General features: G+C 62.6%; 26 protein-coding genes. 10 read left to right on the top strand and 16 right to left on the bottom strand.

All coding sequences use genetic code 11. The annotated features are described in order from the left end of the window. Positions 1-107: 107 nt before the first annotated feature. From KF885_06285 to KF885_06265, 5 genes are all read right to left on the bottom strand, one after another. Entirely contained in the window at positions 108-935 is an 828-nt protein-coding gene (locus tag KF885_06285; GenBank protein MBX3048761.1) for a DMT family transporter, read from the bottom strand. 12 nt (positions 936-947) lie between these two features. Continuing rightward, positions 948-2,279 carry an FAD-binding oxidoreductase gene (locus KF885_06280; protein MBX3048760.1) on the bottom strand — a complete coding sequence of 444 codons (1,332 nt, stop codon included), beginning with the start codon at positions 2,277-2,279 and terminating at the stop codon, positions 948-950. A gap of 217 nt (positions 2,280-2,496) precedes the next feature. Then, the gene (locus tag KF885_06275; GenBank protein MBX3048759.1) at positions 2,497-4,452 is read right to left on the bottom strand and encodes an AMP-binding protein; all 1,956 of its coding nucleotides are present in this window, start codon (positions 4,450-4,452) and stop codon (positions 2,497-2,499) included. A 4-nt stretch (positions 4,453-4,456) separates the two neighbouring features. Next, positions 4,457-5,131, bottom strand: coding sequence for a class I SAM-dependent methyltransferase (locus tag KF885_06270; GenBank protein ID MBX3048758.1), 675 nt, complete (start codon positions 5,129-5,131; stop codon positions 4,457-4,459). Between the two features lie 72 nt (positions 5,132-5,203). After that, positions 5,204-6,124, bottom strand: coding sequence for an SPFH domain-containing protein (locus KF885_06265; GenBank protein MBX3048757.1), 921 nt, complete (start codon positions 6,122-6,124; stop codon positions 5,204-5,206). A 147-nt stretch (positions 6,125-6,271) separates the two neighbouring features. On the opposite strand from KF885_06265, the gene KF885_06260 reads away from it, so the two are divergent. Genes KF885_06260 through KF885_06250 form a run of 3 tightly spaced genes read left to right on the top strand, consistent with a single transcriptional unit; the run spans position 6,272 to position 8,332 of the window. Continuing rightward, positions 6,272-6,730, top strand: coding sequence for a MarR family transcriptional regulator (locus KF885_06260; protein ID MBX3048756.1), 459 nt, complete (start codon positions 6,272-6,274; stop codon positions 6,728-6,730). Continuing rightward, positions 6,727-7,524, top strand: coding sequence for an ATP-binding cassette domain-containing protein (locus KF885_06255; protein ID MBX3048755.1), 798 nt, complete (start codon positions 6,727-6,729; stop codon positions 7,522-7,524). Before KF885_06260 ends, KF885_06255 begins: the two co-directional genes overlap by 4 nt. Further along, positions 7,502-8,332: an ABC transporter permease gene (locus KF885_06250; protein MBX3048754.1), complete on the top strand. Its 831-nt coding sequence runs from the start codon at positions 7,502-7,504 to the stop codon at positions 8,330-8,332. The genes KF885_06255 and KF885_06250 overlap by 23 nt, the downstream gene beginning before the upstream one ends. Positions 8,333-8,386: 54 nt before the next feature. On the opposite strand, the gene KF885_06245 is transcribed toward KF885_06250, so the two are convergent. Genes KF885_06245 through KF885_06230 form a run of 4 tightly spaced genes read right to left on the bottom strand, consistent with a single transcriptional unit; the run spans position 8,387 to position 11,487 of the window. Further along, entirely contained in the window at positions 8,387-9,232 is an 846-nt protein-coding gene (locus KF885_06245) for a 3-hydroxybutyryl-CoA dehydrogenase (GenBank protein MBX3048753.1), read from the bottom strand. A gap of 3 nt (positions 9,233-9,235) precedes the next feature. Further along, a complete protein-coding gene (locus KF885_06240) occupies positions 9,236-9,724 on the bottom strand; it encodes a DinB family protein (protein MBX3048752.1) in 489 nt (162 codons plus the stop codon). 1 nt (position 9,725) lies between these two features. Continuing rightward, complete coding sequence (locus tag KF885_06235) at positions 9,726-10,940, bottom strand: acetyl-CoA C-acyltransferase (protein ID MBX3048751.1); 1,215 nt, start codon at positions 10,938-10,940, stop codon at positions 9,726-9,728. Between the two features lie 58 nt (positions 10,941-10,998). Further along, positions 10,999-11,487, bottom strand: coding sequence for an HIT domain-containing protein (locus tag KF885_06230; protein ID MBX3048750.1), 489 nt, complete (start codon positions 11,485-11,487; stop codon positions 10,999-11,001). Positions 11,488-11,545: 58 nt separating this feature from the next. On the opposite strand from KF885_06230, the gene xseA reads away from it, so the two are divergent. Genes xseA through KF885_06215 form a run of 3 tightly spaced genes read left to right on the top strand, consistent with a single transcriptional unit; the run spans position 11,546 to position 13,720 of the window. Continuing rightward, positions 11,546-12,703, top strand: coding sequence for an exodeoxyribonuclease VII large subunit (gene xseA / locus KF885_06225; GenBank protein ID MBX3048749.1), 1,158 nt, complete (start codon positions 11,546-11,548; stop codon positions 12,701-12,703). Positions 12,704-12,711: 8 nt separating this feature from the next. Next, complete coding sequence (locus KF885_06220) at positions 12,712-12,933, top strand: exodeoxyribonuclease VII small subunit (GenBank protein ID MBX3048748.1); 222 nt, start codon at positions 12,712-12,714, stop codon at positions 12,931-12,933. A gap of 1 nt (position 12,934) precedes the next feature. Beyond that, positions 12,935-13,720: a DUF2071 domain-containing protein gene (locus tag KF885_06215; GenBank protein MBX3048747.1), complete on the top strand. Its 786-nt coding sequence runs from the start codon at positions 12,935-12,937 to the stop codon at positions 13,718-13,720. On the opposite strand, the gene KF885_06210 is transcribed toward KF885_06215, so the two are convergent. From KF885_06210 to KF885_06190, 5 genes are all read right to left on the bottom strand, one after another. Beyond that, complete coding sequence (locus KF885_06210; GenBank protein ID MBX3048746.1) at positions 13,721-14,077, bottom strand: MmcQ/YjbR family DNA-binding protein; 357 nt, start codon at positions 14,075-14,077, stop codon at positions 13,721-13,723. 2 nt (positions 14,078-14,079) lie between these two features. Beyond that, positions 14,080-14,772: a DNA alkylation repair protein gene (locus tag KF885_06205; protein MBX3048745.1), complete on the bottom strand. Its 693-nt coding sequence runs from the start codon at positions 14,770-14,772 to the stop codon at positions 14,080-14,082. A gap of 5 nt (positions 14,773-14,777) precedes the next feature. Further along, on the bottom strand, positions 14,778-16,028 hold the full coding sequence (locus KF885_06200; GenBank protein MBX3048744.1) for a YcaQ family DNA glycosylase: 1,251 nt from the start codon (positions 16,026-16,028) through the stop codon (positions 14,778-14,780). A gap of 97 nt (positions 16,029-16,125) precedes the next feature. Continuing rightward, positions 16,126-17,715 carry an Asp-tRNA(Asn)/Glu-tRNA(Gln) amidotransferase subunit GatA gene (gene gatA, locus KF885_06195; GenBank protein ID MBX3048743.1) on the bottom strand — a complete coding sequence of 530 codons (1,590 nt, stop codon included), beginning with the start codon at positions 17,713-17,715 and terminating at the stop codon, positions 16,126-16,128. Between the two features lie 2 nt (positions 17,716-17,717). Then, positions 17,718-18,038 carry a hypothetical protein gene (locus tag KF885_06190; protein ID MBX3048742.1) on the bottom strand — a complete coding sequence of 107 codons (321 nt, stop codon included), beginning with the start codon at positions 18,036-18,038 and terminating at the stop codon, positions 17,718-17,720. Between the two features lie 81 nt (positions 18,039-18,119). Between KF885_06190 and KF885_06185 the strand changes: the two genes are divergently transcribed. Continuing rightward, positions 18,120-19,292 (top strand): acyl-CoA dehydrogenase, encoded by a 1,173-nt coding sequence (locus KF885_06185; GenBank protein MBX3048741.1) that lies wholly within the window; start codon positions 18,120-18,122, stop codon positions 19,290-19,292. 36 nt (positions 19,293-19,328) lie between these two features. Then, positions 19,329-21,581: a glycosyltransferase family 39 protein gene (locus tag KF885_06180; GenBank protein MBX3048740.1), complete on the top strand. Its 2,253-nt coding sequence runs from the start codon at positions 19,329-19,331 to the stop codon at positions 21,579-21,581. A gap of 6 nt (positions 21,582-21,587) precedes the next feature. Here KF885_06180 and KF885_06175 read toward each other — a convergent pair whose 3' ends face one another. Next, positions 21,588-22,850 carry a hypothetical protein gene (locus KF885_06175; protein MBX3048739.1) on the bottom strand — a complete coding sequence of 421 codons (1,263 nt, stop codon included), beginning with the start codon at positions 22,848-22,850 and terminating at the stop codon, positions 21,588-21,590. An 83-nt stretch (positions 22,851-22,933) separates the two neighbouring features. Between KF885_06175 and KF885_06170 the strand changes: the two genes are divergently transcribed. Further along, positions 22,934-23,986 (top strand): alpha/beta fold hydrolase, encoded by a 1,053-nt coding sequence (locus tag KF885_06170; GenBank protein MBX3048738.1) that lies wholly within the window; start codon positions 22,934-22,936, stop codon positions 23,984-23,986. 28 nt (positions 23,987-24,014) lie between these two features. After that, positions 24,015-24,599, top strand: coding sequence for a YdcF family protein (locus KF885_06165; protein ID MBX3048737.1), 585 nt, complete (start codon positions 24,015-24,017; stop codon positions 24,597-24,599). Here KF885_06165 and KF885_06160 read toward each other — a convergent pair whose 3' ends face one another. After that, entirely contained in the window at positions 24,600-25,301 is a 702-nt protein-coding gene (locus KF885_06160) for a hypothetical protein (protein MBX3048736.1), read from the bottom strand. Positions 25,302-25,317: the final 16 nt, after the last annotated feature.

Raw genomic sequence — 25,317 nt, 5'->3', positions numbered from 1 at the left:
TGTGTCGCCCTGAGCGTGAGCGAAGGGCTATCCTTACGCTTGCTATAAGCCAGGCTTACCGATGGCAGGTTCTTAGGCTCTATGCAGAATACTTCGCATTGATAAGCCTATAAGCTCACCAGCACCGTCGCCGTCATCGCCAGCAGAATGCCCAGCACCTGCAGCCGGCTGAGGTGCTCCTGGATCACGAAACGCGCCAGCAGCACCGTCACCGCCGGGTACAGCGACACCAGCACCGAGGCAATATCCAGCCGCCCGGACTGTACCGAACTGACGAAGAACAGGTTGCCCAACGCGTCCAGCACGCCGACCGCCGCCAGCATCCCCAGCGGCGGGGCTGGCGGCGACAGCGGCTGGCGGCTGATCAGGAAATAAGCGATCAGCAGGCCAATGCCCACCACCCGCCCGCTGACCAGCGGCCAAAAGATCGAGCCCTGTGCGTATTGCCCCACCAGAATGAAGAATAGCCCAAAACCAAAACCGGCCAGCACGGCCACGCCAAAACCGCTGGGGCCAGTGTGGCTCTCATGCCGCCGGGACAAAAGCCAAATGCTGAACAGAGCCAAGCCAAAGCCGAAGAATTGCAGCGAGCTGGGCAGGCTGTCGGTGAACATCGTGAACAGCACCGGCACGCCGGCGGCCAGCATCGAAGACACTGCCGAGACCACACTGATCCGCCCGGTGGTGAAGCCGTGCAGCAAAGCGAAGAAGCTCACCACGCCCACTGCGCCGGCCGCCACCGAAATCCACAGGTCGCGGCTGGACGGCAGCGGCTCCCCGGTCGCCAGGCCCAGCACCACCAACGTAGCGATGCCAGCATAGAACGACAGCAGCAGCGTGTAAGCCGGGCCAACCCGCCGGGCGGCCAGGCCACTGGCAAAATCGCCCACACCCCAAGAAAGCGCTGCGGACAGCGCATAAAAGATCGCGGCCATGGGTTCCTTCTTCTAACTTGGAATAATGTTGTAATTGCCCCGGAACAGGTTGTCCGGGTCATAGGTGCGCTTCAGCTGCGCCAGCCGCTGCCGCGTTTCGTCTGGGTAGATCAAGTCCACATCCTCTGCCGTCGCCGTGCTAAGGAAGTTGATGTAGCTGCCGCGCCCCAGCGCCGAGACCTCTCGCCAGGGTTGCAAACCGGCCTCGATATCCGCAGGCGTGGCATCCCCAGGGAAGAAGTGCGCCCCGAACATCATGATCTCGCTGTCGCGGAAGGCAAAAGCGCTTTCCTCGGCCGGCACCCGGCCGTAGGCGCCGCCCAGATGGCGCAGCTGGAAGACGCGCATGCCCGGCTGGCTTTGCGCCGCCGTGATGGCCGCGATCACTTCGTCGGTCAAGGCCGGGTAGAAGATGTTCTTGACCACGATCTGCATGCCTTCGGGAGGCTGGCCTTCTTCCAGCACATCCGCGTAGTCGATCTCTTTGATGTCCGCAAACATCGGCGTCGCCAGCTGGCGCAGGGGCGCCAGCTGCGCCTCGGCTTCCGCCCCGCCGCCGGCGTAGCAGGCCAGCACCATCGCCTTGGGCACATCGCCCTCGCCAAAAGGCGGCAGCAGCGAAAATGAGCTGCTCAGCTCCTCGCGGCTGGCGCGCACCGCCTGGCGCCAGGCGCTCAGCAGCCCCGCCAAGCCATCCACCGGATACATGATCGTGGCATAGGTCACCTTTTCCACGCGGTGCGCCTCAAATTCAAAGGAGGTCACTATGCCAAAATTGCCGCCCGCCCCGCGCAAAGCCCAGAACAGTTCGCTGTTCTCAGCGCGGCTGGCCCGCAAGACGCGGCCATCCGCCGTCACCAGCTCCACGGCCTGGAGCTGGTCCAGCGCCAGGCCGTACTTGCGCACCATCCAGCCGATCCCGCCGCCCAGGGTCAGACCGCCTACGCCCACACTGCGCGTGTCGCCGGAGGAGATCGCCAGCTGATGCGGGCGCAGCGTCTCCGCCACCTGGCCCCAGGTCGCCCCGGCGCCTACCCGCACCAAGCCCTGCTCGGTGTCGATCAACTCCACCGTATTCATGCGGCTCAAGTTGATCACCAGGCCGCCCACGTTGGTGCTTAACCCGGCATTGCTGTGGCCGCCGCTGCGCACCGCCAGCGGCAGGCCCAGTTGGCGCACCAGCGCCAACGCCGCCGCCACTTCCGCCGTGTCCTTGGGCAGCAGCACCGCCGCCGGGGCGCTGGACGCGCCAAAAGCAAAGGTCAGCTCGGCATAAGTGCTGTCTTCCGGCAAAACGATCTCGCCGCTGAACTGTTGGGTAAGGGATTCTCGAGACAAAGCCATAGAAATCTCCGCGGAAAAATATGCTGGCAATCATACCGTGGCTTAGTCGTCCAGGGCCGCCAACCGCTTGACATTTTGAGGGAGCGATGCGCGCCTGTCGTCCAAGCGTTGTATCTTAAGGTGCCTGGAACCGGCGATGAAAAGTTGTATTAATTGTCAAGTTATATTAAAACCCCCGCCCCCGCGGGGATTAATATATCTTTTGGGGGCTGTAAGGCTAAAGCGCCCGGCGGATCTCGTCCATCGCCTGTGGGTTCACCAGGGAGGAGGTGTCGCCGGGGTCTTCACCCAGATAGGCCGCCCGCACCATGCGGCGCATCACCTTGGCGTTGCGCGTCTTGGGCAGGTCGCTCACGAACAGGATCGCCCGCGGCGCCAACGGTTTGCCCAGCGCAGCCACCAGGCTGGCGCGCAGTTCCCGCCGCAGCGCATCATCCGCCGCCACGCCGGCGGCCAGCACGCAAAAGCACACCACGCTGCTGCCTTTCAACTCATCCGGCACGCCGATCGCCGCGGCTTCCACCACATCCGGGTGGGCCACCAGCACCGATTCGACCTCAGCTGGACCCAGGCGCTTGCCGGCTACCTTGATCGTGTCGTCGGAGCGGCCCAGGATGTACCACTGCCCATCCGCATCACGCGCCGCCCAATCGCCGTGCACCCACACATCCGGCCAGCGCGACCAATAGGTTTCCTTATAGCGCGCCGCATCCTGCCAAAAACCGCGCGTCATGCCGATCCACGGCGCAGTGATCACCAGCTCGCCCACCTGGCCGGTGACCGGCTGACCGTTCTCGTCATACACATCGGCGGCAATCCCCGGGCAGGCCGCCGCAAAGCCGGTCGCCTTCAGCGGCAGGATAGGGTTGCCCATCACAATCCCGCCGGAGATCTCAGTGCCCCCCGAATAATTGATGATCGGCCGCTTCGATTCGCCCACCACCTCGAACAACCAGCGCCAGGGGTCCGGGTTCCACGGCTCACCGGTCGAGGCGAAGTAGCGCAGGCTGGAGAGGTCGTGTCCGTTCAATTGCCGGGCGCCGAACGGAATCAAAGCCCGGATCAATGTAGGCGAAACGCCCAGCGTGGTGATGCGGTGGCGTGCCACCAAGGCCCACAGCCGGTCGTGGGAGGGATGGTCGTGTGCCCCATCGTACAGGAAGAAGCTGGCGCCCAGCAGCAGGGCGCCGAACACCAGCCAGGGGCCCATCATCCAGCCCATATCGGTCATCCAATAGATCAGGTGGCCCGGGCGCACGTCGGTGCCAAAGGCCATGTCCTGAGCGGCTTTCACGGGGAACCCGCAGTGAGTGTGCAGCGCGCCTTTGGGCCGGCCGGTGGTGCCGGAGGTGTAAATGATCATCAGCGGGTCTTCCGCCGCGGTGCGCTCGGTTTCCGCCTGCGGGGACTGGGTGGCCACTAAGTCGTGCCACCAATGGTCGCGGCCCTGGGTGAAGGGCACATCCAGCCCGGCGTGGTTCAGCACGATGATGTGCTTGAGCTGCGGCAGCTGGGCGGCAGCCAGGTCGGCGATCGCTTTCATGTTCACTCGCCGGCCGCGGCGCGGGAAGCCGTCGGCGGTGAACAGCGCCTTGGCGTCGCCGTCGGCCAGGCGGCTGGCCATGGCTTCCATGCCGTAGCCGGAGAACAGCGGCAGGATAATGCCGCCGATCTTGGCGATGGCCAGCAGGGCCACGGCGATCTCGGGCGCCATCGGCATGAAGATGCCGATGGCATCGCCCTTGCGCAGCCCCAGGCTGCGCAGGGCGTTGGCCGCCTGGTTCACCTGGGCGTGCAGCTCGGCATAGCTCAGTGTGCGCGTGGCGCCATCTTCGCCCTCCCACACCAGCGCCGGTTGCGCCTCCGTGGGCGTGCCGATGTACTTGTCCAGGCAGTTGTGCACGATGTTCATCTGCCCGCCTACGCACCACTGCGGCCAGGCAATGCCTTTGGAGAGGTCCACCACTTGGGAATAAGGCTCGTAGAACTGGATATCCAGGAACTGGAGCACGGCTTCGGTAAACCAGGCCACGTCCTGGGTGGAGCGCTGCATCAACTCGGCGTAATCGGCAATGCCGTGAAGACGCATGAATTCGGTCAGCCGCGCATTGTCAATATAGTCCTCGCTCGGCTGCCAGACCACGGGGTCAGAAAAGGAGGGATGGGTCATCATGGCCTCACTCTTGGGCGCGCGCCTGCAAACAAAAGAAATAGTCGCCCTGCCAAACATCAGCTTGCCCAAAGCCCAAGGCGCCCAGTTGCTCGGCAAGCTGGTCGGGGTCGTAGTACACCTTAACGATCCGGAAGCGGCTACCGTCATGCAGCTGGCGCTCCTGCACTTGGCCTTCAGTGGATCCGGAGAGCTGCTGGCCGCGGGCGGGCTCGTCCACCAGGAACAGCCGCCCGCCGGGCGCTACAGCCCGGCGGATCTGCTGCAGGTGGCCGGCCAGCAGGTCAGCAGGCACATGCGAGAGCCAAAAAGCCGCAAAGACCAGGTCGTATTGGGCTTGGGGCTGCCAATCGAACAGATCCGCCTGAACATACTGGATGGCCGGGTTGCCCAGCTTGCGGCGGTTGGTCGCCAGCATCTCCGCCGCCCCGTCCAGAGCAGTCAGCTGCCCGGCGATTTCGGCCAGGTGCTGGGTCCACAGGCCAGTGCCGCAGGCCAGTTCCAGGGCCGTGCCCTGTGGCCCCAGCGCCAGCACAGCCTGCACGATGTGGTTCCATTCGGCGTCCACCGCAGGCATCCCCGGCCCGGAAAAGCGCCCGGTCTGCTGGACAGATTCGTCATATTCCTGTGCTCGGGCCTGGTAGTAAGCCAGTTGTTCGGCCAAGAGAGCAGAGTCGTCCATGCCTTTGATTGTACTGGGTTAAAAAAGAGAGGCGGGCCAGTTGGCCCGCCTCTTGGCAAATCGCAAACGAGGTTACTTGTCTCCGCGGGTCATTTCTTCGCCGACGAAGATCGCATTGCGCATCTGGTCCGTCAGGTCAGAGACCGCGTTGGGGGAATAGGGGATCAACACTACTTTGCTGCCGGCGTGGGCGCCGATGTCCTTAAGCATGTCAAAGTGCTGGGTGACCATCAGCAAGTCCATCACGGTTTGCGGAGCGACTTCTTTGATCTCCTTCTGGAAGTCGGCCACTGCCGTACTCAAGCCCTGCGCAATTTCCTTGCGCTGGTTGGCGATACCCACACCCTGCAGGCGCTTGCTTTCTGCTTCACCCTCGGCCGCCCGCACAGTCATGATGTACTCGGCCTGAGCCTTTTCCGTAGCCGCCAGGCGCAGGCGCTGCTGAGTGTTGATCTCATTCATGGCCTGCTTGACCTTATCATCCGGATCGATGTCTGTGATCAGGGTCTGGCGGATGTCATAGCCAAAGTCGTCCATGGCGTCAGAGAGTTCATTGCGCACGGCTGTGGCGATGTCTTCTTTGTTCTCAAAGACTTCATCCAGCAGCATCTTGGGTACGTTGGCACGCACCACATCGAAGACGAAGGAACGGATCTGGGTCAGCGGCTCTTGCAGCCTGTAGAAAGCGTCGTACACCTTGTCTTCGCGGATCAAGTACTGCACCGAGACCACCATGCGCACAAAGACGTTGTCGCGGGTCTTGGTTTCGATCTCAACATCCAGTTGCTGCAAACGCAGGTTGACGCGCCCGGCGATCATCTCGATGAAGGGGATCTTGAAGTTCAGACCGGCTTTGTAAATGCGGACGAACTTACCAAAACGCTGCACAATGACCGCAGTCTGCTGCTGCACCGTGAAGACTGCGCTAAAGAACAGAAACAGGAACAGGAGAATCCAAAACGTGAACTGGCCAATTTGACCTAGAATACCCATCTTTACCTCGCTTTCTTTACGATTGTACCTGTAAAGGAATACATCCAACCGCTGGGTAGCGGGAAACGAGTTTGGGCGGCTTGACAGTAGAGGGCCACTGAAGTATATTCATTATCAAATAGTTTCAAAAAGAAACTAATTCAGACTATGCCAGAAACCAAATCGGCAGTCGACAGTGTCTTGGAAGTCATTCCCTGGGTCATGCGCGTGCTGCGCAAGGAGTTCCGTTCGCAGCGCGACCCCAACCTGACCCTGCCGGAGTTCCGCGCCCTGGCCTACATCAACCGCAATCCGGGCTGCTCCCTCAATGAGGTCGCCGAGCACATCGGCCTGGAGGCGCCCTCCACCTCCAAGCAGGTGGACGATTTGGTGCGCCGCGGGCTGGTGGCGCGGGAAACAGACAGCAGCGACCGCCGCCGGGTACAGCTCAGCATCCTGCCGGAAGGCAAGCAGCGCATCGAGACAGCCAACACGCACACCCGGCGCTTTATCTCTGCCAAGCTGGCACACCTTTCACCACAACAGCAGCAACAGCTGCTGGAATCATTGCAGATGCTGCGGGAGGCCTTTGCAGGCCCGGAGCAGCAAGACAGGAAGAAGCCTTGAACATCATCGAAACCCGGGGACTCACCCGTGAGTTTGGCAAGTTCACCGCCGTGGACCAGGTTGATCTGAGCGTGACTGAGGGCGAGATCTTTGGCTTGCTGGGACCCAACGGGGCCGGCAAAACTACCATGCTGCGCATGCTGACCACCCTGCTTCCGCCCACTCGCGGCAGCGCCACAGTCGCCGGTTATGACATCGCCCGGCAGGCGAATCTGGTGCGCCAGGTGATCGCCTACGTACCCCAGCTGCTCTCCGCCGACGGCACGCTGACCGGCTATGAGAACCTGCTGATCTTCGCCAAGCTCTACGACCTGCCGCGCGCCCAGCGCGACGAGCGCATTCACCACCTGCTGGGGATTATGGGCCTGCAAGACGCGGCGGGCAAGCTGGTCAAGACCTATTCCGGCGGCATGATCCGCCGGCTGGAAATTGCCCAGTCTGTGCTGCATGCGCCGCGGGTGCTCTTCCTGGACGAGCCCACCGTGGGCCTGGACCCGATCGCACGCGCCTCGGTCTGGGAGCACATCCAGCGGCTGCGCCAGGAGTTCAGCACCACCATCCTGCTGACCACCCACTACATGGATGAGGCCGACGAACTGTGCCAGCGCATCGCCATCCTGCACCACGGCCAGGTGGCCGCCATTGGCGGGCCTAGCGAGCTCAAAGCCGGCCTCAACCGCAATGGGGTCAGCCTGGACGACGTGTTCAGCCATTATGCCGGCGGGGCCATCGAGGCCAGCGGCTCTTATATCAATGTATCGAGGACCCGAGATGACGTTCGCAGAATCCGCTAGCCCCCCAGCCATCACCACCCGTGGACCCCTGGCCAGCTTCGCCTATTTCTGGAGCAAGACCTTTAACATCTTCGAGATGGAGCTGCGCAAGATCCGCCATGACCCGTTCAACCTGCTGACGCGCGCCATCCAGCCCCTGCTGTGGCTGCTGATCTTCGGCCAGGTGCTGGCGGGCGCCCGCGGCATCCCCACCGGCGAGTACAGCTACATCGAATTCATGGCGCCGGGCATTCTGGCGCAGAGCGTGCTCTTCGTGGCCATCTTCTACGGCCTGGCGCTGATCTGGGAGCGTGATCTGGGCATCATCCACAAGTTCCTGGCCAGCCCGGCGCCGCGCGCCGCCCTGGTGTTGGGCAAGGGCCTGGGCGCCAGCATGCGCGGCTGCTCACAAGCTGCCATTGTGATGCTGACCATCTACCTGCTGGGCATCCAGGCCAACTGGAACCTGCTCAACCTGCTGGGCGTTTTTGTCACGGTGATCTTGGGGGCGATCGTTTTCGCCACACTCTCGCTGATCATCGCCATCTGGATGAAAGAGCGTGAACGTTTCATGGGTGTGGGTCAGGTGCTGACCATGCCGCTGTTCTTCGCCAGCAACGCCATCTATCCCATCGAGATGATGCCGGGGTGGCTGCAAAACATCTCACTCTACAACCCGCTGACCTACATGGTGGATGCGCTGCGTTCGTTGATCCTGGTCGGGGCGCAGAGCCAGTTTGGCCTGGCCTTCGACCTGGGTTTGCTGGCCGTGATGGCAGCTATCCTGATCGCGATTGCCGCCAAGATCTACCCCAGCTTCATCACCTAACCCGAACAAAAAAGGCCGGGCTTTCGCCCGGCCTTTTTTGATGCGTCGTTGCGATCAGTAGCTGTAAAAGCCTTTGCCGCTTTTGCGGCCCAGTTCGCCGGCAGCCACCATCTGGCGCAGCAGTTCAGCCGGCTTGTATTTGTCGTCGGCAAAGTCGCGGTGCAGCACTTCCATGATGAAGAGCACCACATCGAGGCCGATCAGGTCTGCCAAGGTCAGCGGTCCCATGGGATGGGCCATGCCCAGGCGCATGATGGTATCGATGCCTTCGGCGTCGGCGACGCCTTCTTCAAAAGCCAGGATGGCTTCGTTGATCATGGGGCAAAGAATGCGATTGGAGATAAAGCCCGGCGAGTCTTTGACCACCACGGCCGTCTTGCCCATTTGGGCGCCGGCTTCCAGTATGGCAGACACAGTCATGTCCGCGGTGGCCGAGCCACGCACCACTTCCAGCAGGCTCATCAGCGGCACCGGGTTGAAGAAGTGCATACCGATCACTTCACCCGGGCGCCCGGTGGCAGCCGCCAGTTTGGTGATGCTGATCGAAGAGGTATTGGAGGCCAGGATGACACCGGGGCGGGCGATGGCGTCCAGATCCTGAAAGAGCTTGAACTTGAGCTCCGGGTTTTCGGTGGCGGCTTCGATAACCAAGTCTGCCTCAGCCACTCCGGCCAGTTGGGTGGTGATGGCAATGGCGCCGGCGGCCGCCTGCTGCTCGGCGCTGAGCTTGCCTTTTTCGGCCAGCTTGGCGGCAGATTTTTCGATGGCGGCCTTGCCGCGCTGCACCTGCTCAGCGGCCACGTCCATCATGGTCACCTGATAGCCGGAGACGGCCGCGGTTTGGGCGATGCCGTTGCCCATCGTGCCGGCGCCTACAACGAAGATATGCTCGATCGCCATGCGCTACTCCTGCCCCGCCTGCCAGGCGGCGTAATTGTTCAAGATCTGCTCTGTGTGCTGGCGCGGGTGGTTGGCATAAATGCTCAGCCAGCGCTCAAAGGTATAGGGATCTTTGTATTCAGGGTGAACGCCCACATGCGCCCAGACCTCATCGGGTAGATCTTTGATGAAATCATAGGTCGCTGCGCGCGCCAAACGCGTAAGTGCTAGCGCAGTGTCGGTGTCCTGGCTGTGATAGTCCAGCTTGGCGGCCCAGGCGTCCTGGTCGTAGGCCATCAGCGGCAGTTCCGGATCCACGGCCAAACGGCGCGCCCGCAGGTAGCTGTTGGTCTCACTGTCGGCCAGGTGGATGATCACCTCGTGCACGCTCCACTCGCCCGGCGCTGGCCGAAACTGCCAAGCTTCCTGCGGGATACTTGCCAGGGCTTGCTCAAACTCATCAAAAGCCGTGCGATAGGCTTCGATCAATTGGTTGCGCTCATTCGCGTCCATCTCAGTCCTCGATCTCGATGGCCATGGCCACCGCTTCGGCCCCGCCCAGACACAGCGAAGCGATGCCGCGCTTCAGGCCGCGGTCTTTCAGTGCGTAGATCAGCGTAGCCAGCACGCGGGTGCCGCTGGCCCCCAGCGGGTGGCCCAGAGCGATGGCGCCGCCGTTCACGTTGACCTTGTCCCAATCCCAGCCCTGATCGGCCAGGGCATAGCCGTCGGCCAGCACCTGGGCGGCGTAAGCTTCGTTGAGCTCGATCAGATCCACGTCTTTCAGCGTCCAGCCGACCTTATCCAACAGCACCGGGATAGCGCGGGCGGGAGCAATGAAAATATACTTGGGATCCACGGCCGCCTGGGCATAGCCCACCACGCGGGCCAGCGGCTTGAGGCCGAGTTGTTCGGCCTTGGCGCGGCTGGCCAGCACGGCGGCCGATGCGCCGTCGTTGAGGCCGGGCGCATTGCCGGCGGTCACGCGGCCGTCGGCCTTGAAAGCCGGCGGCAGCTTGGCCAGCACCTCCAGCGAAGTATCGCGCCGCGGGCTCTCGTCAGTATCGACCAGGGTAACTTTGCCCTTCTTGTCCGTAATTTCCACGGGAGCAATTTCGTGCTTGAACTTGCCGCCGTCGATGGCAGCGATCGCTTTTTCATGGCTCTTAAGGGCGTATTCGTCCATGGCCTGGCGCGTGACTTCATATTCTTCAGCAATGAACTCGGCCGCCTCACCCATAATCCAGTTCTCAAAAGGATCCCACAGACCATCGTATTGCAGCGCATCGGTCAGTTGGGCGTTGCCGTAGCGCAGCCCGCCGCCGCGGCCGTCCACCAGGAAGGGCGCCTTGCTCATGCTCTCCATGCCGCCGGCAATGAACAGCTCCCCGTCGCCGGCCTTGATCGCCTGGCTGGCCAGCATAGCTGCCTTGAGCCCGGAGCCACACACTTTGTTGATGGTGGTGGCGCCGCTGGCGGCCTGCACGCCGCCAAAAATACCGGCCTGGCGGGCCGGGGCTTGGCCCAGCCCGGCGGAGACGACATTGCCCATGATGATCTCGTCAAAGGGCGCCTCGCCGGTCAGGCCGGCGCGCTGCACCGCCGCGCGCACCGCCACCGCGCCGAGCTGCGGGGCACTGAGGCTGCTGAGGCTGCTGAGAAATTTTCCGATCGGCGTGCGCACCGCGCTAAGGATGATCGGTTGGTTCTGCGAGTTGGAATTGGACATGGACCTTCCTTTGAGGAAAGAGAGTGTTCGGGAAGAACTCCTGAATTATAAAGCGTGGCTATGTCTGCGGCCAGGCGGCGCTGACCCGCCGCCAGGTATCTTCCAGCTCTTCAGGCAGTACCCGGGTCTGGCCCAGAGTGGAAATGAAGTTGGTGTCGCCGTTCCAGCGCGGCAGCACATGCAGGTGCAGGTGCTCGGCAATGCCGGCACCGGCCGCCGCGCCCAGGTTGGCGCCCAGGTTAAATCCGCCGGGGGCATACACGCCGCGCAGCACGCCAATCGCCGTGTTGGCCAGCTCAAACAGTTCGGCCCGGGCCGCCGGGGTAAGCTCTTCCAAATCAGCCAGATGCGTGTTGGGCAGGGTCATCAGATGGCCGCTGGTATAGGGAAAGCGATTGAGCATCACAAAGGCGTGCTGACCGCGGTGCACGATCAGATTATCCGGCCCGTCCGTCTGCTGCAGGGCCAAGCAAAAGACGCAAGCTTGCTCTTGGGTCTTTTCGCGTTCGATGTACGGCTTGCGCCAAGGAGAAAAGAGACGCTTCATGGGGCTCCACACCCATTGTAGCAGACCGCCCCTGTACGATCTGTAGTATCCTCAGATCATGGAACAGTTGTCCATGTTCAGAGGGCCGCGCCCCACCCTGACAGTGACCGATATTTCCCGGCTGCTGCGCGCCCTGGTTGAATCGGAAGGCATGCTGCAAGATGTGTGGATCCGCGGCGAGATCTCCAATTTTTCACGACCCAAGTCCGGTCACTGGTATTTCACCCTCAAGGACCACAATGCCCAGTTGCCGTGCGTGATGTGGCGCAGCACCGCCGAGTTGCAAGCACAGGTCCCCAAGGACGGTGATCAGCTGGAAGTGCACGGCGGCCTGAGCGTGTACGAAGCCGGCGGCCGCTACCAACTGTATGTGGATGAGATCCGCACCGACGGCGAAGGCGCGCTCTACCAACGTTTTATGCAGCTCAAGGCCAAGCTGGAAGCCGAAGGCCTGTTTGACCCGGCGCGCAAGCGCGCCCTGCCGGCCTGGCCGCAGCGCATCGGCATCGTTACTTCGCCCAGCGGGGCTGCCCTGCACGACGTGCTGCAAACTTTGGCGCGCCGCTTTCCCATGGCCGAGGTCGTGCTGGCTCCCGCGGCTGTGCAGGGCGAAGAAGCCGCGACGGAGATATTGCGCGCCCTGGCAGCGCTCAACCAATTCGCCCAGCCGGATGTGATCTTGCTGGCGCGCGGCGGCGGCTCACCGCAAGACCTGGCCGCCTTCAACAGCGAACGTCTGGTGCGCGCCGTGACCGCTTCGGCCGCGCCGGTGGTCAGCGGCGTGGGTCATGAGACCGACTTCACCCTGGCCGATTTTGCCGCTGATCTGCGTGCGCCGACCCCAACAGCCGCCGCCGAACTGGCCACACCCAGCCAGGCGGATCTGGTCGCCCAGCTGGAAGCCGTGCGCCAGCAATTGGGGCGCTATTCACCGGCAGCACAAATTGCGCGCCAGCAGCAACGCCTGGACGAGCTGGCCCTGCGGGCCAGCCGGGCGCTGGGCGGCCGCCTGCAGCAAGTACGCGCCAGCCTGAATACCGCTGAAACCCACCTGACGGCGTTGAACCCTGAAGCGGTCTTGCAGCGCGGCTATGCCATTCTGGCCCGGCCGGACGGCGCGGTGCTGTCCAGCGCCAGCCAGGCGCAGCCCGGGGAAGCGTTGGAGGCGCGCCTGCGCGACGGCCGCCTGGGCCTGACAGTGAACCCGAAACCCTAAAGGAAGCGATGAGCGAAACGCCAATCGAGACCCTGAGCTACGAACAAGCCCTGCAAGAGTTGGAGGCCGTGGTGCGCCAGCTGGAAGGCGAGCTGGGCAACCTGGACGCCTCAGTCAACCTGTACGCCCGCGGCCAGCAGCTGGCCGCCCACTGCGCCCAACTGTTGGCGCAGGCCGAACAACGCGTACAGCAGTTGGGGCCAGACGGCAGCCTGAACCCGCTTAGCTGAGATGGCCGCTCCGCAAGTGCTGCGCTTCGCCGACTACGAGCGGCCGCGCCCGCGGCCCAGCGGGATCGACGTGGTCAGCACGTTGCGCCACTTCGCCATCTGCACTTACGCAGTGGACCCGGCGCGCCTGCGGCCCTGGGTGGACGAGCGCTTTGAACTGCTGACCATCCAAGCCGGCGGCCAGCCGCGCGCCCTGCTTTCGATCGTGCCGTTCTGTGAACTGGACTTTCGTCTGGCCGCCTACCCCTCACCGCAATTTCGTTTCAACCAAACCAACTACCGCTTCTATGTGACTGACCGCCAAACCGGTGAGCCTTGCGTATGGTTCATCGGCAGCCTGTTGGATTCGCCGACGGTGGTGGTGCCGCGCTATTTGTGGAAACTACCCTGGCACTACGGCCGCATGCAGTTCGACTGCACTTTGCAAGATGGGCAGTATACGCAGTACCAGCTCAAGACGCACTCACGCTGGGCCGAGGCCCGCCTGGAACTGCGCCAGGAGCCTGGCTTGACGCAAAACCACCCCGGATTTCCCGACGAGGAGAGCGCGCTGGTAACCCTGACCCATCCGCTGACTGGCTACTATTACCGCCGGGACGGACGGCTGGGCAGTTACTCGATCTGGCACGACCGGCTGCACATGCAACCGGCGCGGCTGCTGGCGGCGCGCTTTGATGTGCTTGAACGCATGGGCATTGTTGATATTGAGGAGCAACAGCAGCCTTACAGCTTGCTGGTCCAGCCGGAAACGGAATTCACGATCTATCTGCCACCGGCGGCAGTCTAGCTAAAGCTCGAGACCGAGCTCTTTGCGCTTGGCCTTGGGAAGTTTGGCCGTGACCAGGTCGTAAGAGTGGTCGATCAACTCCAACACCAGATCATCCGCCAAGCTGCCGTCCAGCAGCAGCGTGTTCCAATGCTGCTTGTTCATGTGGTAGCCGGGCGTGATGGCTTTGTGGGCCGCCCGCAGGGCCAGCGCATCCTGGGGATCGCACTTGAGGTTTAGGTTCTCGATCTGCTCCCCTTCGCCCAGCAGGGCGAACATGCGCCCGCCCACCTTGAAGACCAACGCGCCGGGACCGAAGGGGTAGCTGGCCTCGGCCCCCGGCTTGCTGAGCAGCACTTTTCGCCAATCCTGTGCCATTGCTATAGCTCCTTTGCCGCCAGGCGTGCGGCCACCGCCTCGCTCTGCAGCTCGCGCAAGGCATCGGCGGCGATCCAACGCGCCGATTTACTGCCTTGCTGTGCAATGCGCTGGGCAACCGCAATGGCCTGCGCATTCAGGGCGCGGTTGCGCTTGCCCAACTGGCGCAGCGCCCAGTTCACGGCTTTCTTGACGTAATTACGCTCATCCGCAGCTTGCTGCTGGATGAGATCGAAGAACGGCGCAAACTTTTCATTGGGCGCCTGTTTGTCGTGCACCGCCAGCCAAGCCATCAAGGCGAAACCGGCGCGGCGTTCAAATTCCGCGGCGCGCCGCGCCCATTCGACTGCCTTGGCGTAGGCGAAAGGCGTTTTGTCGACCAGGTTGCCGGTGAAGCCATCGCAGAGGTCCCAGGAATTGATATCGGCCAACCAGGCTTCCAGCTGCACTTCGCTGACCTGCGCCGGGTCGGCGACCAGCGTGGCGAGTAGGCGGGCTTCGTGATAGCCGCTGTCCCAGAGTTCCAAGGCCAGCGGATGGTCTTTGCGGTGGCGGCGGGCGATTTGCTTCAGCAGCGGATGCTTGACGCCGAAGGCACGCTCGGTAGCGATGCCGAAGCGCGCCATGCCGGCCCGGTCGGTTTGGCTGCCATGTTGCTTTAGCTCTGCAAGAATTGCATCCAGCGCTCGCGTCATTACGGCTAGCCCTTGTTGGCTGCGGCAATCGCCCGTTTCAGTCCCGCGTCCACCCGGGCATTATCTCCCAAGCGAATCTGGTTGGCGCCCAGATACTTGCCAAAGGCCGCCAGGCACTCCGCAATGGCGGAGAGCATCGCCTCATCTTTCTGGTCCACGCCCTCCTGCCACCACCAGTTCTTGATGCCGAAAGCTTTGCTGCTGCGCTCAAACTCGGGATCCATGCGCGCCACCAACCGATCCCCATACAAAACCGGCAACACATAATAGCCATACTTGCGTTTGGGCTCAGGGACGTACACTTCCCAGGTGTAATCAAAATCGAAAAGGGACCTGACCAGATCGCGGTTCCACATTAAGTTGTCCAGCGGGGCGATCAGGGCGGCGCCTGGCTTCCCCTTGGGCGGCTTGGCCGCCGCCTCCAGCGCCGGCAGGTCTGCTGGGCGAATATAGAACACCCGGCGTGAGACACCTTGGACCTCAACTGGCAACAAGTGCCCCTTGTGCAACAGACGCGTCACGGCCGCCTTGACCTTGCCAGCCGCCCAACCCACAAGCCCGCCATATTCCGCGGTGGTCTTATCGTGCAACAGGCCAATGCCACCCGCCCGGCGTAAGACGTGCCATTCCAGGTAGTCTTCATGTGAAGCATGTTGGCGCAATTGGCTATGGGCCGCAGGCAACAGTCGGTGACTAAGATCAAAATAGCGCCGGGTGCCGACGCGATGGTGAACCAGCGTGGCTCCGCTGTAAAACAAGATGTCCATGGCGATCCGGGCCGCGCGGGCAGAGCCAGTCAACCACCAATCCATCTTGGTTTTGTCTTCAAATTCCAGCGAAGACAGCGGGCCGCGCTGCTCTATGGCCTGGCGGATCGCCTCAACCAGCTTGACCGCCGGAGCGGTACTGGAGGCCTCCATGTAGGTTTTGGCCATATGGCTGCGGTGATAGGCAAAATCCGGCCAATCTTCGGCCGGGTAAATCGCCATTTGCTTGTCAAAACCGTCCACCAGCGCCCGGTCTGCGTAGAGCAGGGCATTCAGCATAGCGGGCTTGTAGCTGCGCACGCGCGACTGCAGCACCAGGTGCGGGTTCTGGCCGACTACGTTGATGGGGTCGTACTGGATGCAGTTGAGCTTACGGATGAAGTCAAGGACACCTTGCTTGCCGCTGAGCTTGCGCGGCGGCAGCAGGTGTTGGTGGCCCAGCAGAAAGCGCCGGGCCTGGGCTTTGTCCACGACGATGCGTTCAGACATCGCCACAATTATAGAACAAAAATTCGGTGGCTTTCAAGCCTGCGCTGGGGATTGCTGCGCTTGGCCGCATTCCATGCGTCCAGCGCTCGCAATGACCCTACGCGCCGGCCAGCACCGCCGGGCGTTCGACGCGCCAAGCCGCGTCGGCCGTGGCGGTTTCGTAAGACTGCGCGATGCGCAGCAAGGCCGCTTCGCTGAAATCCGGTCCGATGAGCTGGATGCCAATCGGCAGGCGCTCGGCGCTCAATCCGCCGGGCAGCGAGAGGGCCGGCACGCCGGCATGGTTGGCGGTGACGGTCAGCTGGTCGGCGAACTGCATCAGCACCGAATCGCCATACATGGAGGCCATTCCGAATGCGGTGGTGGGCGTGGTGGCAGTCAGCAGCGCGTCCAACTTGTAGGCGCCTTTGGCATCAAAGGCCGCATCAAAATCGTCGCGGATCAGCGAGCGCACCTGCAGCGCCCGTCGGTAGTACTGCTCGCTGTATTGGGCGGCGCTGACGTACATACCCATCAGAATGCGCAGCTTGGGCTCTTGGCCAAAGCCTTCACTGCGTGAACGGCGATACAACTCACGCAGGTCTTTGGCCTTGGCGGCGCTGCGGTAGCCGAACTTGACGCCGTCGTAGCGGTGCAGGTTGGAGGCGGCTTCGACGCGCGAGATGACCGTATAGCAGGGAATGCCGTAGCGTGTGTGCGCCATGGGCACGCCTTCCACGATCTCGGCGCCTTGCTTGGCCAGTGCTTCAGCCGCGTCCAGCACGGCCTTGGAGATCTCTTCCGGCATTTGGCGGCTTTCCATCTTGCCGCTGTCGTGGTTAAAGAAGGTCAGCTTATCGTAATCCGGCGAGAGGCCAATGCGCAAGCCTTGGACGCCGCCGTCCAGCCCGGCGGTGTAATCGGGCACGGGCGCCGTGGCGGCGGTGCTGTCACGGCGGTCCGGGCCGGCGATAGCGTTCATCGTCAGCGCCGCATCACGCACGTTGCGCGTCACCGGGCCAGGACAATCCAGCGAGGAACCGAAAGCGATCAGCCCATAGCGCGAAACGCGCCCGTAGGTCGGCTTGAGGCCGACCACGCCGCAGAACGAAGCCGGCTGGCGGATGGAGCCACCGGTATCGGTGCCCAGCGAGATGGCGCCCTCACCCGCCGCCACCGCCGCGGCGCTGCCGCCGGAGGAGCCGCCGGGCACGCGGCTGGGATCCCAGGGGTTGCGCGTGGAAGGCTGGTAGGCCGAAGACTCATTGGAGGAGCCGTAGGTGAACTCGTCCAGGTTGACCTTGCCGAGCATAACCGCCCCGGCGGCTTCCATACGCTCCACCACCGTGGCCGTGTAGGGAGGCTTGAAATTGGACAAGATACGCGAGGCGGCGGTCGAAATCACATCTTTGACCGTAAAAATATCTTTAGCCGTATAAGGCACGCCGCCCAGCGGGCCGGGGTCTTCGCCGCGGGCCAGTTGGGCATCCACCGCTTCGGCTTGGGCGCGGGCGCGCGCCTCGGTCAGGGTCACAAAGGCATGCACCTTGTCGCTGCCTTCGTTGCGGTCGCCGCCCAGGCGGCCGGGCGCACCATCTACGGCCTGGATGCGCTCCAAAGCCGCCTCCAGCGCTTGCACGGCGGTGACTTCCCCGGCGCGGATGCGCCGGGCCAGTTCGTGGGCGGACAGATCAGCCAGATGGGTCATGCCTAGTCCAGCTCCTGGTGGGGGATGCCGGGCACATGCAGGTAGCCCTCGGCGGTTTCCGGGGCGCCGGCCACGATCTCAGCGTTCAGGCCGGAGGGCTGGGCTTCATCCGGGCGGGCGGCTGGGCGCAGCTCAGGCGGGAAAGGCACGCCATGGGCGGCCAGCGGCGTGCCTTCGGGGATTTGGATGGCTGCCAATTCGTCAATGGATTTGAGCTGGTTGTTCAACTCGCCACGCAGGTACTCGCCCTCTTGGGGCGTCAGCTCCAAAGCAGCCAGTTCAACCAGGTGATTAAAGAGTTCGGGGGTAATTTCCTCGGCCATTGGGGCAGTATACCATCGCGAGTTTTGCCCTCTGCTATAATCCAAAAATCACAATTCCATCCGCCATTTGGAGGCCAGTGCATGGCTACAAAAGCCCCTGCAGGACAGCTCACCGAAGAACATGAAATGATTCGCCAGGCAGCCCGCGAGTTCGCCCAGAACGAGATCGCCCCGATCGCTGCGGAGTTTGACGAAAGCGGCGAATTTCCGCTGGAGACCATCCGCAAAATGGGCCAGATGGGTTTCATGGGCATTGAGATCCCTGAGCAGTACGGCGGGGCCGGGATGGACACCATGGCCTATGTGCTGGCGCTGGAAGAGATCTCCAAGGCGGATGCCTCGCACGGCACGATCATGTCGGTCAACAATTCGCTGTATTGCTACGCCATCTATAAATTTGGCACTGAAGAGCAAAAGCAGCAATTCATGCGCCCGGTGGCCGCCGGCGAAAAGATCGGCGCTTATTCGCTCACTGAACCCATGTCCGGCTCTGACGCGGCCACCATGCGCAGCCGGGCGCTGCGCGACGGCGATGACTATCTCATCACCGGCCGCAAGTCCTGGGTGACCAGCGGCCCGGTGGCCGACTACATATTGCTCTTCACCATCACCGACCCGAGCAAAGGCGCCAAAGGCATCAGCGCCTTCCTGGTGGAGGCTGACAAACCCGGGTTCACACGCGGCAAGAAAGAGCCCAAGCTGGGCATCCGCGCTTCGGCCACCAGCGAGATCCTGTTCGAGGACTACCGCGTGCCGGCCAGCCAACGGTTGGGCGAAGAAGGCGAAGGCTTTAAGATCGCCATGACCGTGCTGGACGCCGGCCGCATCGGCATCGCCACCCAGGCCCTGGGCATTGCCGAAGCAGCGTACGAGGCCAGCGTGCAATTCGTGCGCGAGCGCGAGGCTTTTGGCCAGAAGATCGGCGAATTCCAGGGCACCTCTTTCAAAATCGCCGATATGAAGACGCGTATTGAAGCCGCCCGCGGCCTGATCCACAGCGCCGCCTGGGCCAAGCAGGCCAGCAAAGACAGCGGAGGGCGCTATACGCTGGAAGCTTCGATGGCCAAGCTGTTCGCCTCCGAGACGGCCATGTTCTGCGCCCACCACGCTGTGCAGATCCACGGCGGCATGGGCTACAGCAAAGAGCTGCCGGTGGAACGCTATTTCCGGGACGCCAAGATCACCGAGATCTACGAGGGCACCAGCGAGATCCAGCGCCTGGTCATCTCTCGCGTGGAAACCGGGCTAAGGTAGCGCATCCTGCGGGGGAAAAGACAGGACCGTGCAATCTTGGCGACACCAGGTTCCCCAAGCGTAAGCCGGGCAGCCAGCTGGCTTAACCGGCTGGAACTGGGCGCCGCCCTGGCGCTGATCGGGCTGCCCGCCGCGCTGCTAATGGCGGACCGCTGGGCGGGCCGGCGGCAGGAGCTGCAATGGCTGCGGGAAGTCGGCGGCGGGCTTCTGGCTGGCGTGGAAAGCTTGGGGCTGCCCGCCTACATCGGCCTTGTGATCGCCTGCCTGGTGGGTTTGCTGCTGCTGGCCGTGCTGGCCGCGCAATCCACTACCTTAGCCCAGGAATTCCTGGTTCCCCTCCACCAACCACCCCGAACCTATCGCCCTGTTTCACCCAGGCAGCGCCGCTGGGCCACTGGGCTGATCGGCGTGGCCGTGCTGGCGACGGCCCTGCTGACGGTGCGCGCTCTGGCGGCGGAGCAGCTTCTGGGGCTGGATTGGGGGCTGGCGGCGCTGGGCATCCTGTGCGGCCTGCTGGGCCTGCTGCTGCCGTGGAAGCAGGTGCAGACCGCCTGGCGGCAGCAGGCAGGGCCTTGGGGCGCCATGGGCTTGGCTCTGCTGGGCCTGTTGGCTTTACTGGCTTCCCTGTATTCATCCTGGCTGCCGGTTTGGCTAACAGCCGGGCTGATGCTGCTGGCCGCGCTCAACCTGTGGCGCTACCGCGCCCAGGTACCGCTCGTGTTCTGGCTGGTCGCTGGGGCTGTGGTGTTCTTCAGCTGGGATATCAATGCCTGGTGGCTGGTGGCGGTGGGCGATGAATTCGCCTTTTACCGCGAGGCGCGTTTCATAGTATATGACGCGCCGTTCAGGCTGGTGATTGAGAACTTCTTTAAAGGCAACTACGTCTATTCGGCTCACCCTTTTCTCTCCACCCTGCTGCAAGCCGTGTTTTTTAAAGTCTTTGGAGACAGCAACTTTGCCTGGCGCATGAGCAGCTTGTTCTATGCGGCAGTTTCATTGTTTTTCTTCCACTACTTTTTCCAAACCGTCCTCCAAAAGCGCTACGCACTGGCCGCCACGTTCCTATTGGCCACTTCGCATTATTTGGCCGCTTTTGGCAAGGTGGGCTACAACAATCTGCAAGCCCTGCTGGCCTTCGCCCTGGTGTTGGCGGCCGCCGCCTGGGCGCTGCGCACCCGCAGCCCGGGGGCTCACCTGGCGCTGGGCCTGGCCCAGGCGTTTTGCTTTTACGTCTATCCGGCGGCGTTGTACGTGGCGCCGCTGCCCTACCTGCTTTTGCTGCTTTACGATCCGCCCTTTAATAGTGGCGCGGTGCAACGCTGGGCGCTGAGCCTGGGCGCCTTGATCCTGTTGTTGCTGCCGCTTCTGATGCAGCCCGACTACTGGGACTCGAAGGTGGCCGGGACACTGGCTTACACGCCCACCTTGGTGGAAGACTCTGCGCACACGCTAAGCCACTTCAACAGCAATTTTGTCTATTCCCTGCTTTCGCCGCTGTTCGCCATCGAAGAACGCCACTTTGTGGCCGGGGGGTATCTGGACCCGCTGACTGCAATGCTCTCGTTCCTGGGCCTCGCCCTGCTTCTGGCGACCTTTTGGCGCAGCCGGTTCCTGCTGTTCTGGTTGGCCGCCTTCGGCCTGGTGTTCTTCCTGGCCGGCATGAGCCACGACCGCCAGTTTCCCCCCAGCACGCGCATGTTCCTGCTGCTGCCCTTCCTTGCGGTGTTGGCTTGCCTGGCGCTGGCTTGGCTCAAACTGCGTCTCAGCCAGCTCACACTTCGTTCAAGCTGGCTGCCACCAGCCGCCGGCCTGTTGGCCCTGCTAATCCTCGGCCTAAATTTCTACCAGGCACATCCGCTGGCCCAGCAGCGCATGACCGGCTACCAGGGCTTTGAGGGCTTGTTTCTCAGGACCAGCCGGGATTTCTGGCAGTCACACCCTGATGCGCCGATCCTAATCGTGCACCAGCCAGAGACCTTGCACATCGATTCGTTAACCGAGATCCTGGCCATCTATCAAGTGTCTTATTCGGAGGATCAAGTGCGGGGTATCACGCCTGCCGAGCTGCAGACGGGCGGCCAGCAGCAAATCGCCGCTGGCGCAGAGACCCTGGTGTTGGTGGATGCGCGCTTGCCGGAGGAAGATATGCAGGCCGCCAACGCCGCGCTGCGAGACCTTGGCAAAACCGGCTGCCCGGTGCAGCATGCCTTGGGCGATACGCGTCTTTACCTGTGGCACTCCGCCGCGCTGGCGGCGCAGTGCCCGGCGCTGGTCAGCGCGGAGGGCTAGCTTGGCTCACGGCGCAGGCCAGACCAGGTCAGCGCCATAGACGGTCAGCGGCGGGAAGAAGCCAGCCGTTTGGGCTGGCAGCGAATATTCGTACAGCACTTCACGGCTGGCTATATCCACTACAACCACACTGACAAACCAGGGGATAAAGTCCTGCTCAGCAATGCGGTAGCCCACAAAGCGGGTTCCATCCGGGCTGAGGGCAGCCGGCATGATGTTCGAGAGCTTATTGGTTGCCTCTCCCTCGACAAGCGCAAACGGCGGCTGGCCGTCAGCGCTCCAGGCCGCGAAGAAATGCTCCTGCGGATTGTCGCTTAAGCCGTCAAAGCGCTCATGCACAAAGAGCAGATAGTCGCCGCGGGTTGGCAGTAACAGCAGCCCTTGCACATCCAGGTTGTAGTCCAAGGGCACATCTCGCTGGGTGTGGAAGACCGCCAGCGGGGCGGCAGATCGGGCCTGGTTGTCGATGAGCTGGTAATACAAGCGGTCAGCCCCGTTGGCATACGAAGTGTATGCACTGACCCGCCCCAGTTCAGGATAATTGCAGATAGCGCAGGTAAACCCATCCGGCGCCTGACCATCTTGTGTCAGCAGCCCAGTTATCTGGGCATCCGAGAGCGCTGGCCAGGCAGTTTCCTCACCCGTTGCCGGGTCGTAAATCAGCGCTGAACCGGCCTGGCGCTCAAACCACAAGTGGTCTGCCTCTCCAGCCCAGCGCGGCAGACCAGTGATCTCAGCTACATAGATCAACTCATCTGAGGCCTGGTTGTACAGCCAGAGAGAATTGCCGCCCTGGTTGCGGTAAGTAGCTACGCTCACCCAGCTCTGGCTGGGCGACCAGGCCAGGCCGTTCAAGCGCTCGTCTGGGTGCAGGTGAGCCCACAGGTCAATTTCGCGCTTGTCCCCACTGGAGAGATCATAGAGTGTGCTGGGTTCAGACTGCGCTGCGTAGAACAGCAGCTGGCCATCCGGCGAGAGCGCGAACAGATCAGAATCGCCTGTGGCGCCGCCAAGGGGAAAGTCAGCCATAACCTGCTCGCTGCCCAGGTCGATGACTTGGATAGCATCGCCCTCTGCCAGCTCCACGCGCAGCGCCAGCCGCGGCTGGCCGTCACCAGCGGGCGGGCTGGTGAGCTGGGCGCTGGGGCTGGCCGCTACGCCGGCCTCTGCGGGCTGCGTGGCAGCCGCCGCCGGTTGGGCGACAGGCTGAACCGGCGCACAAGCGCTGAGGGCAAAGGCGGAAACAACAAGCCAAATTCTGGTCCACATGCACAAAATCGCTTTCTTAAAAAGATATTACAGCAATTGTCTGAACTTGGCACACAATCCTGCAGGCTGGGTAAACTATGCCGGTGAAAATTCGCCGCACCCTCATCCAGGCCGGGCTGTGCGCCCTGTTAGCCGCTTGCAGCCTCTCCCCTGCGGCTGTGGCGGACTTGCCTGCACCCCAATTGGCACTCACGGCCGTGCCGAGTGTGACCCATACTCCCACGCAGGCTTCCAGCCCAACCCCCAGCCTGACCCCCACACCGCAGCTGCACCCGCTCAGCATTGACTACCTGCGCTCCCGCGAGTATCCGGCCACAGAATTGGTGATCGAGCAGGTCCTGGACAACGGACCAAACTATTTTCGCTACATCGCTTCCTATTTCTCCGATGGATTGAAACAGTACGGGTTGCTTACCGTTCCCTTTGGGGAAAAGCCGCCCTCCGGCTGGCCGGTGATCATTTTCAACCACGGGTATATCGCCCCAGAGGTGTATCAAACCACCGAACGCTACGTAGCTTATGTGGACGGGTTTGCGCGCAGCGGCTATATCGTCTTTCGGCCCGATTACCGCGGCCATGCCAACTCAGAAGGAGAGGCGCGCGGCGCCTATGGGCGGCCGGACTATGTGATCGATGTGCTCAACGCAGTGGCGGCGCTAAAAGCTTTCCCCGAGGCAGATCCTGGCCGCCTGGGCATGTGGGGGCACTCGATGGGCGGGTACATCACCCTGCGGGCGATGCTGGCCGACGCAGATATCAAAGCCGGTGTGATCTGGGCCGGCGTAGTAGCCGCCTATGCCGACATGGTGGACATCGGCGGGCGGCCGCGCTTCGGCAGCCGCGGCCTGCTGGAGACCTTTGGCCCGCCCGAAAGCAACCCTGAACTGTGGGCCTCCATTTCCGCCAACAGCTATTTAGACCAGCTGCCTGGGCCGCTGCAGCTGCACCACGGCAGCGCAGACCACAGCGTGCCGGCCGGGTTTTCCTCGCAGCTGGCCGTGCAGGTCCGCCAGGCTGGCGGAGTGGCGGAATTGTATGAGTACGCGGGAGATGACCACAACCTCTCGCACTTCTTTACCAGCGCCATGCTGCGTTCCATCGCCTTCTTCGACCAATATGTAAAGGGCGGGCCATAAAGCCCAGCCCAGCGCAAAGGACCGACGATTGACCAAATTCCTCATTCGCCTGACCCGCATCGGGTTGGCTGTCGTGCTGGCCTGGTGCCTGTATGCAGCCAGCAGCATCTACAGCTTTGCCCAGCAAGATGAGACGCGCCCCGCCGATGTCGCCATCGTTCTGGGGGCGGCCGCCTGGCGTGACCGCCCTTCGCCCGTGCTGCGCGAGCGCATTAACCACGCTATCGCCCTGTTCCAGGACGGCGTGGTGGATGCGATCATCTTCACCGGCGGCTACGGGCGCAATGACCTGCTGTCTGAGTCGGAAACCGCTCGTGAATACGCCCTGCAAGCCGGGCTGCCGCTGGAAGCGCTGTATATTGAGGCCAACTCCACCAATACCCAGCAGAACCTGAGCGAAGCACAACGCCTGATGCAGGCTCTGGGGCTGCAAAGCGCGCTGATCGTCTCAGACCCGATGCACATGATGCGCGCCATGGCCCTGGCAGACGACCTAGGGATAGAGGCCTACTCCTCGCCCACCACCACCAGCCGCTATGCTTCAATCCCCACTCAGTTGTGGTTTCTGCTGCGCGAAACGGCCTACTATTCAGGCTACTTGTTGGGCTATTAGCTAATTGATCTTTTTGACGGGCACGCCCAGGTAAACCCCGCCGCTCTTCAGGCGCATGCCAATCGGCACCAAGCTGTTGCCGCCCACGACCACATCGTCTTCGATCACCACCCCGGGCATGACCGAGGTGTTGCCGCCGATGGTCACGCGGTTGCCAATGCGCACTTTGCGCAAGCGGGCGCGGCGGCCCAGCACATAATGCGCGGAGATGGACGAATTGCCGCCGATCACGCACTCATCGCCAATTTCGATCAGGTCGCAGTCCCACAGCCGGTCAGTGGCGATCATGGTGCCCTTGCCCACCTTGGCCCCCATGGCCCGGTAGAAGACCACATTGAAATAGCCACTCTTCAACAGCGGCTGGTAGAACATGCCGGCGGTGTGAAGCAGCAGATTGAATAGCGCAGCGCGCAGGCCCGCCCATGACACCAGCTCGGCGCGCTGTTCTTGATTGCCGAGACGGAATAGCCGGCGCACCACCACGATCAGCATTAGAAGCGTGTTGCCGAAGAGGATGAAGGCCAACCCGGCGGCCAGGCACAGGGCCAGTAGCGGCCACAAACCCTGGATGCCGGCCAGGCGTTGCCAAACCCAGCGCAACCACACCAGGCTGGGCAGCAAGGCGAGGCCCAGCAGCAGGCCGACCAGCAGCTGGGCCAGCAAAGAGGCATAGGGGTACAGACCCAGCAATCTCTTGTCCATATGCGGGTCAGCTTAC

The organism is Anaerolineales bacterium (assembly GCA_019637805.1).
In the GTDB taxonomy this organism is placed as follows: Bacteria; Chloroflexota; Anaerolineae; order Anaerolineales; family UBA11579; genus JAMCZK01.
The sequence above is the reverse complement of the archived record's forward strand: the minus strand, read 5'-3'. Positions and strand labels throughout refer to the sequence as shown.

Coding starts and splice junctions, on each gene's coding strand:
- KF885_06285 (MBX3048761.1), bottom strand. CDS start 935: ATGGCCGCGATCTTTTATGCGCTGTCCGCAGCGCTTTCTTGGGGTGTG.
- KF885_06280 (MBX3048760.1), bottom strand. CDS start 2,279: ATGGCTTTGTCTCGAGAATCCCTTACCCAACAGTTCAGCGGCGAGATC.
- KF885_06275 (MBX3048759.1), bottom strand. CDS start 4,452: ATGATGACCCATCCCTCCTTTTCTGACCCCGTGGTCTGGCAGCCGAGC.
- KF885_06270 (MBX3048758.1), bottom strand. CDS start 5,131: ATGGACGACTCTGCTCTCTTGGCCGAACAACTGGCTTACTACCAGGCC.
- KF885_06265 (MBX3048757.1), bottom strand. CDS start 6,124: ATGGGTATTCTAGGTCAAATTGGCCAGTTCACGTTTTGGATTCTCCTG.
- KF885_06260 (MBX3048756.1), top strand. CDS start 6,272: ATGCCAGAAACCAAATCGGCAGTCGACAGTGTCTTGGAAGTCATTCCC.
- KF885_06250 (MBX3048754.1), top strand. CDS start 7,502: ATGACGTTCGCAGAATCCGCTAGCCCCCCAGCCATCACCACCCGTGGA.
- KF885_06245 (MBX3048753.1), bottom strand. CDS start 9,232: ATGGCGATCGAGCATATCTTCGTTGTAGGCGCCGGCACGATGGGCAAC.
- KF885_06240 (MBX3048752.1), bottom strand. CDS start 9,724: ATGGACGCGAATGAGCGCAACCAATTGATCGAAGCCTATCGCACGGCT.
- KF885_06235 (MBX3048751.1), bottom strand. CDS start 10,940: ATGTCCAATTCCAACTCGCAGAACCAACCGATCATCCTTAGCGCGGTG.
- KF885_06230 (MBX3048750.1), bottom strand. CDS start 11,487: ATGAAGCGTCTCTTTTCTCCTTGGCGCAAGCCGTACATCGAACGCGAA.
- xseA (MBX3048749.1), top strand. CDS start 11,546: ATGGAACAGTTGTCCATGTTCAGAGGGCCGCGCCCCACCCTGACAGTG.
- KF885_06220 (MBX3048748.1), top strand. CDS start 12,712: ATGAGCGAAACGCCAATCGAGACCCTGAGCTACGAACAAGCCCTGCAA.
- KF885_06215 (MBX3048747.1), top strand. CDS start 12,935: ATGGCCGCTCCGCAAGTGCTGCGCTTCGCCGACTACGAGCGGCCGCGC.
- KF885_06210 (MBX3048746.1), bottom strand. CDS start 14,077: ATGGCACAGGATTGGCGAAAAGTGCTGCTCAGCAAGCCGGGGGCCGAG.
- KF885_06205 (MBX3048745.1), bottom strand. CDS start 14,772: ATGACGCGAGCGCTGGATGCAATTCTTGCAGAGCTAAAGCAACATGGC.
- KF885_06200 (MBX3048744.1), bottom strand. CDS start 16,028: ATGTCTGAACGCATCGTCGTGGACAAAGCCCAGGCCCGGCGCTTTCTG.
- gatA (MBX3048743.1), bottom strand. CDS start 17,715: ATGACCCATCTGGCTGATCTGTCCGCCCACGAACTGGCCCGGCGCATC.
- KF885_06190 (MBX3048742.1), bottom strand. CDS start 18,038: ATGGCCGAGGAAATTACCCCCGAACTCTTTAATCACCTGGTTGAACTG.
- KF885_06185 (MBX3048741.1), top strand. CDS start 18,120: ATGGCTACAAAAGCCCCTGCAGGACAGCTCACCGAAGAACATGAAATG.
- KF885_06175 (MBX3048739.1), bottom strand. CDS start 22,850: ATGTGGACCAGAATTTGGCTTGTTGTTTCCGCCTTTGCCCTCAGCGCT.
- KF885_06160 (MBX3048736.1), bottom strand. CDS start 25,301: ATGGACAAGAGATTGCTGGGTCTGTACCCCTATGCCTCTTTGCTGGCC.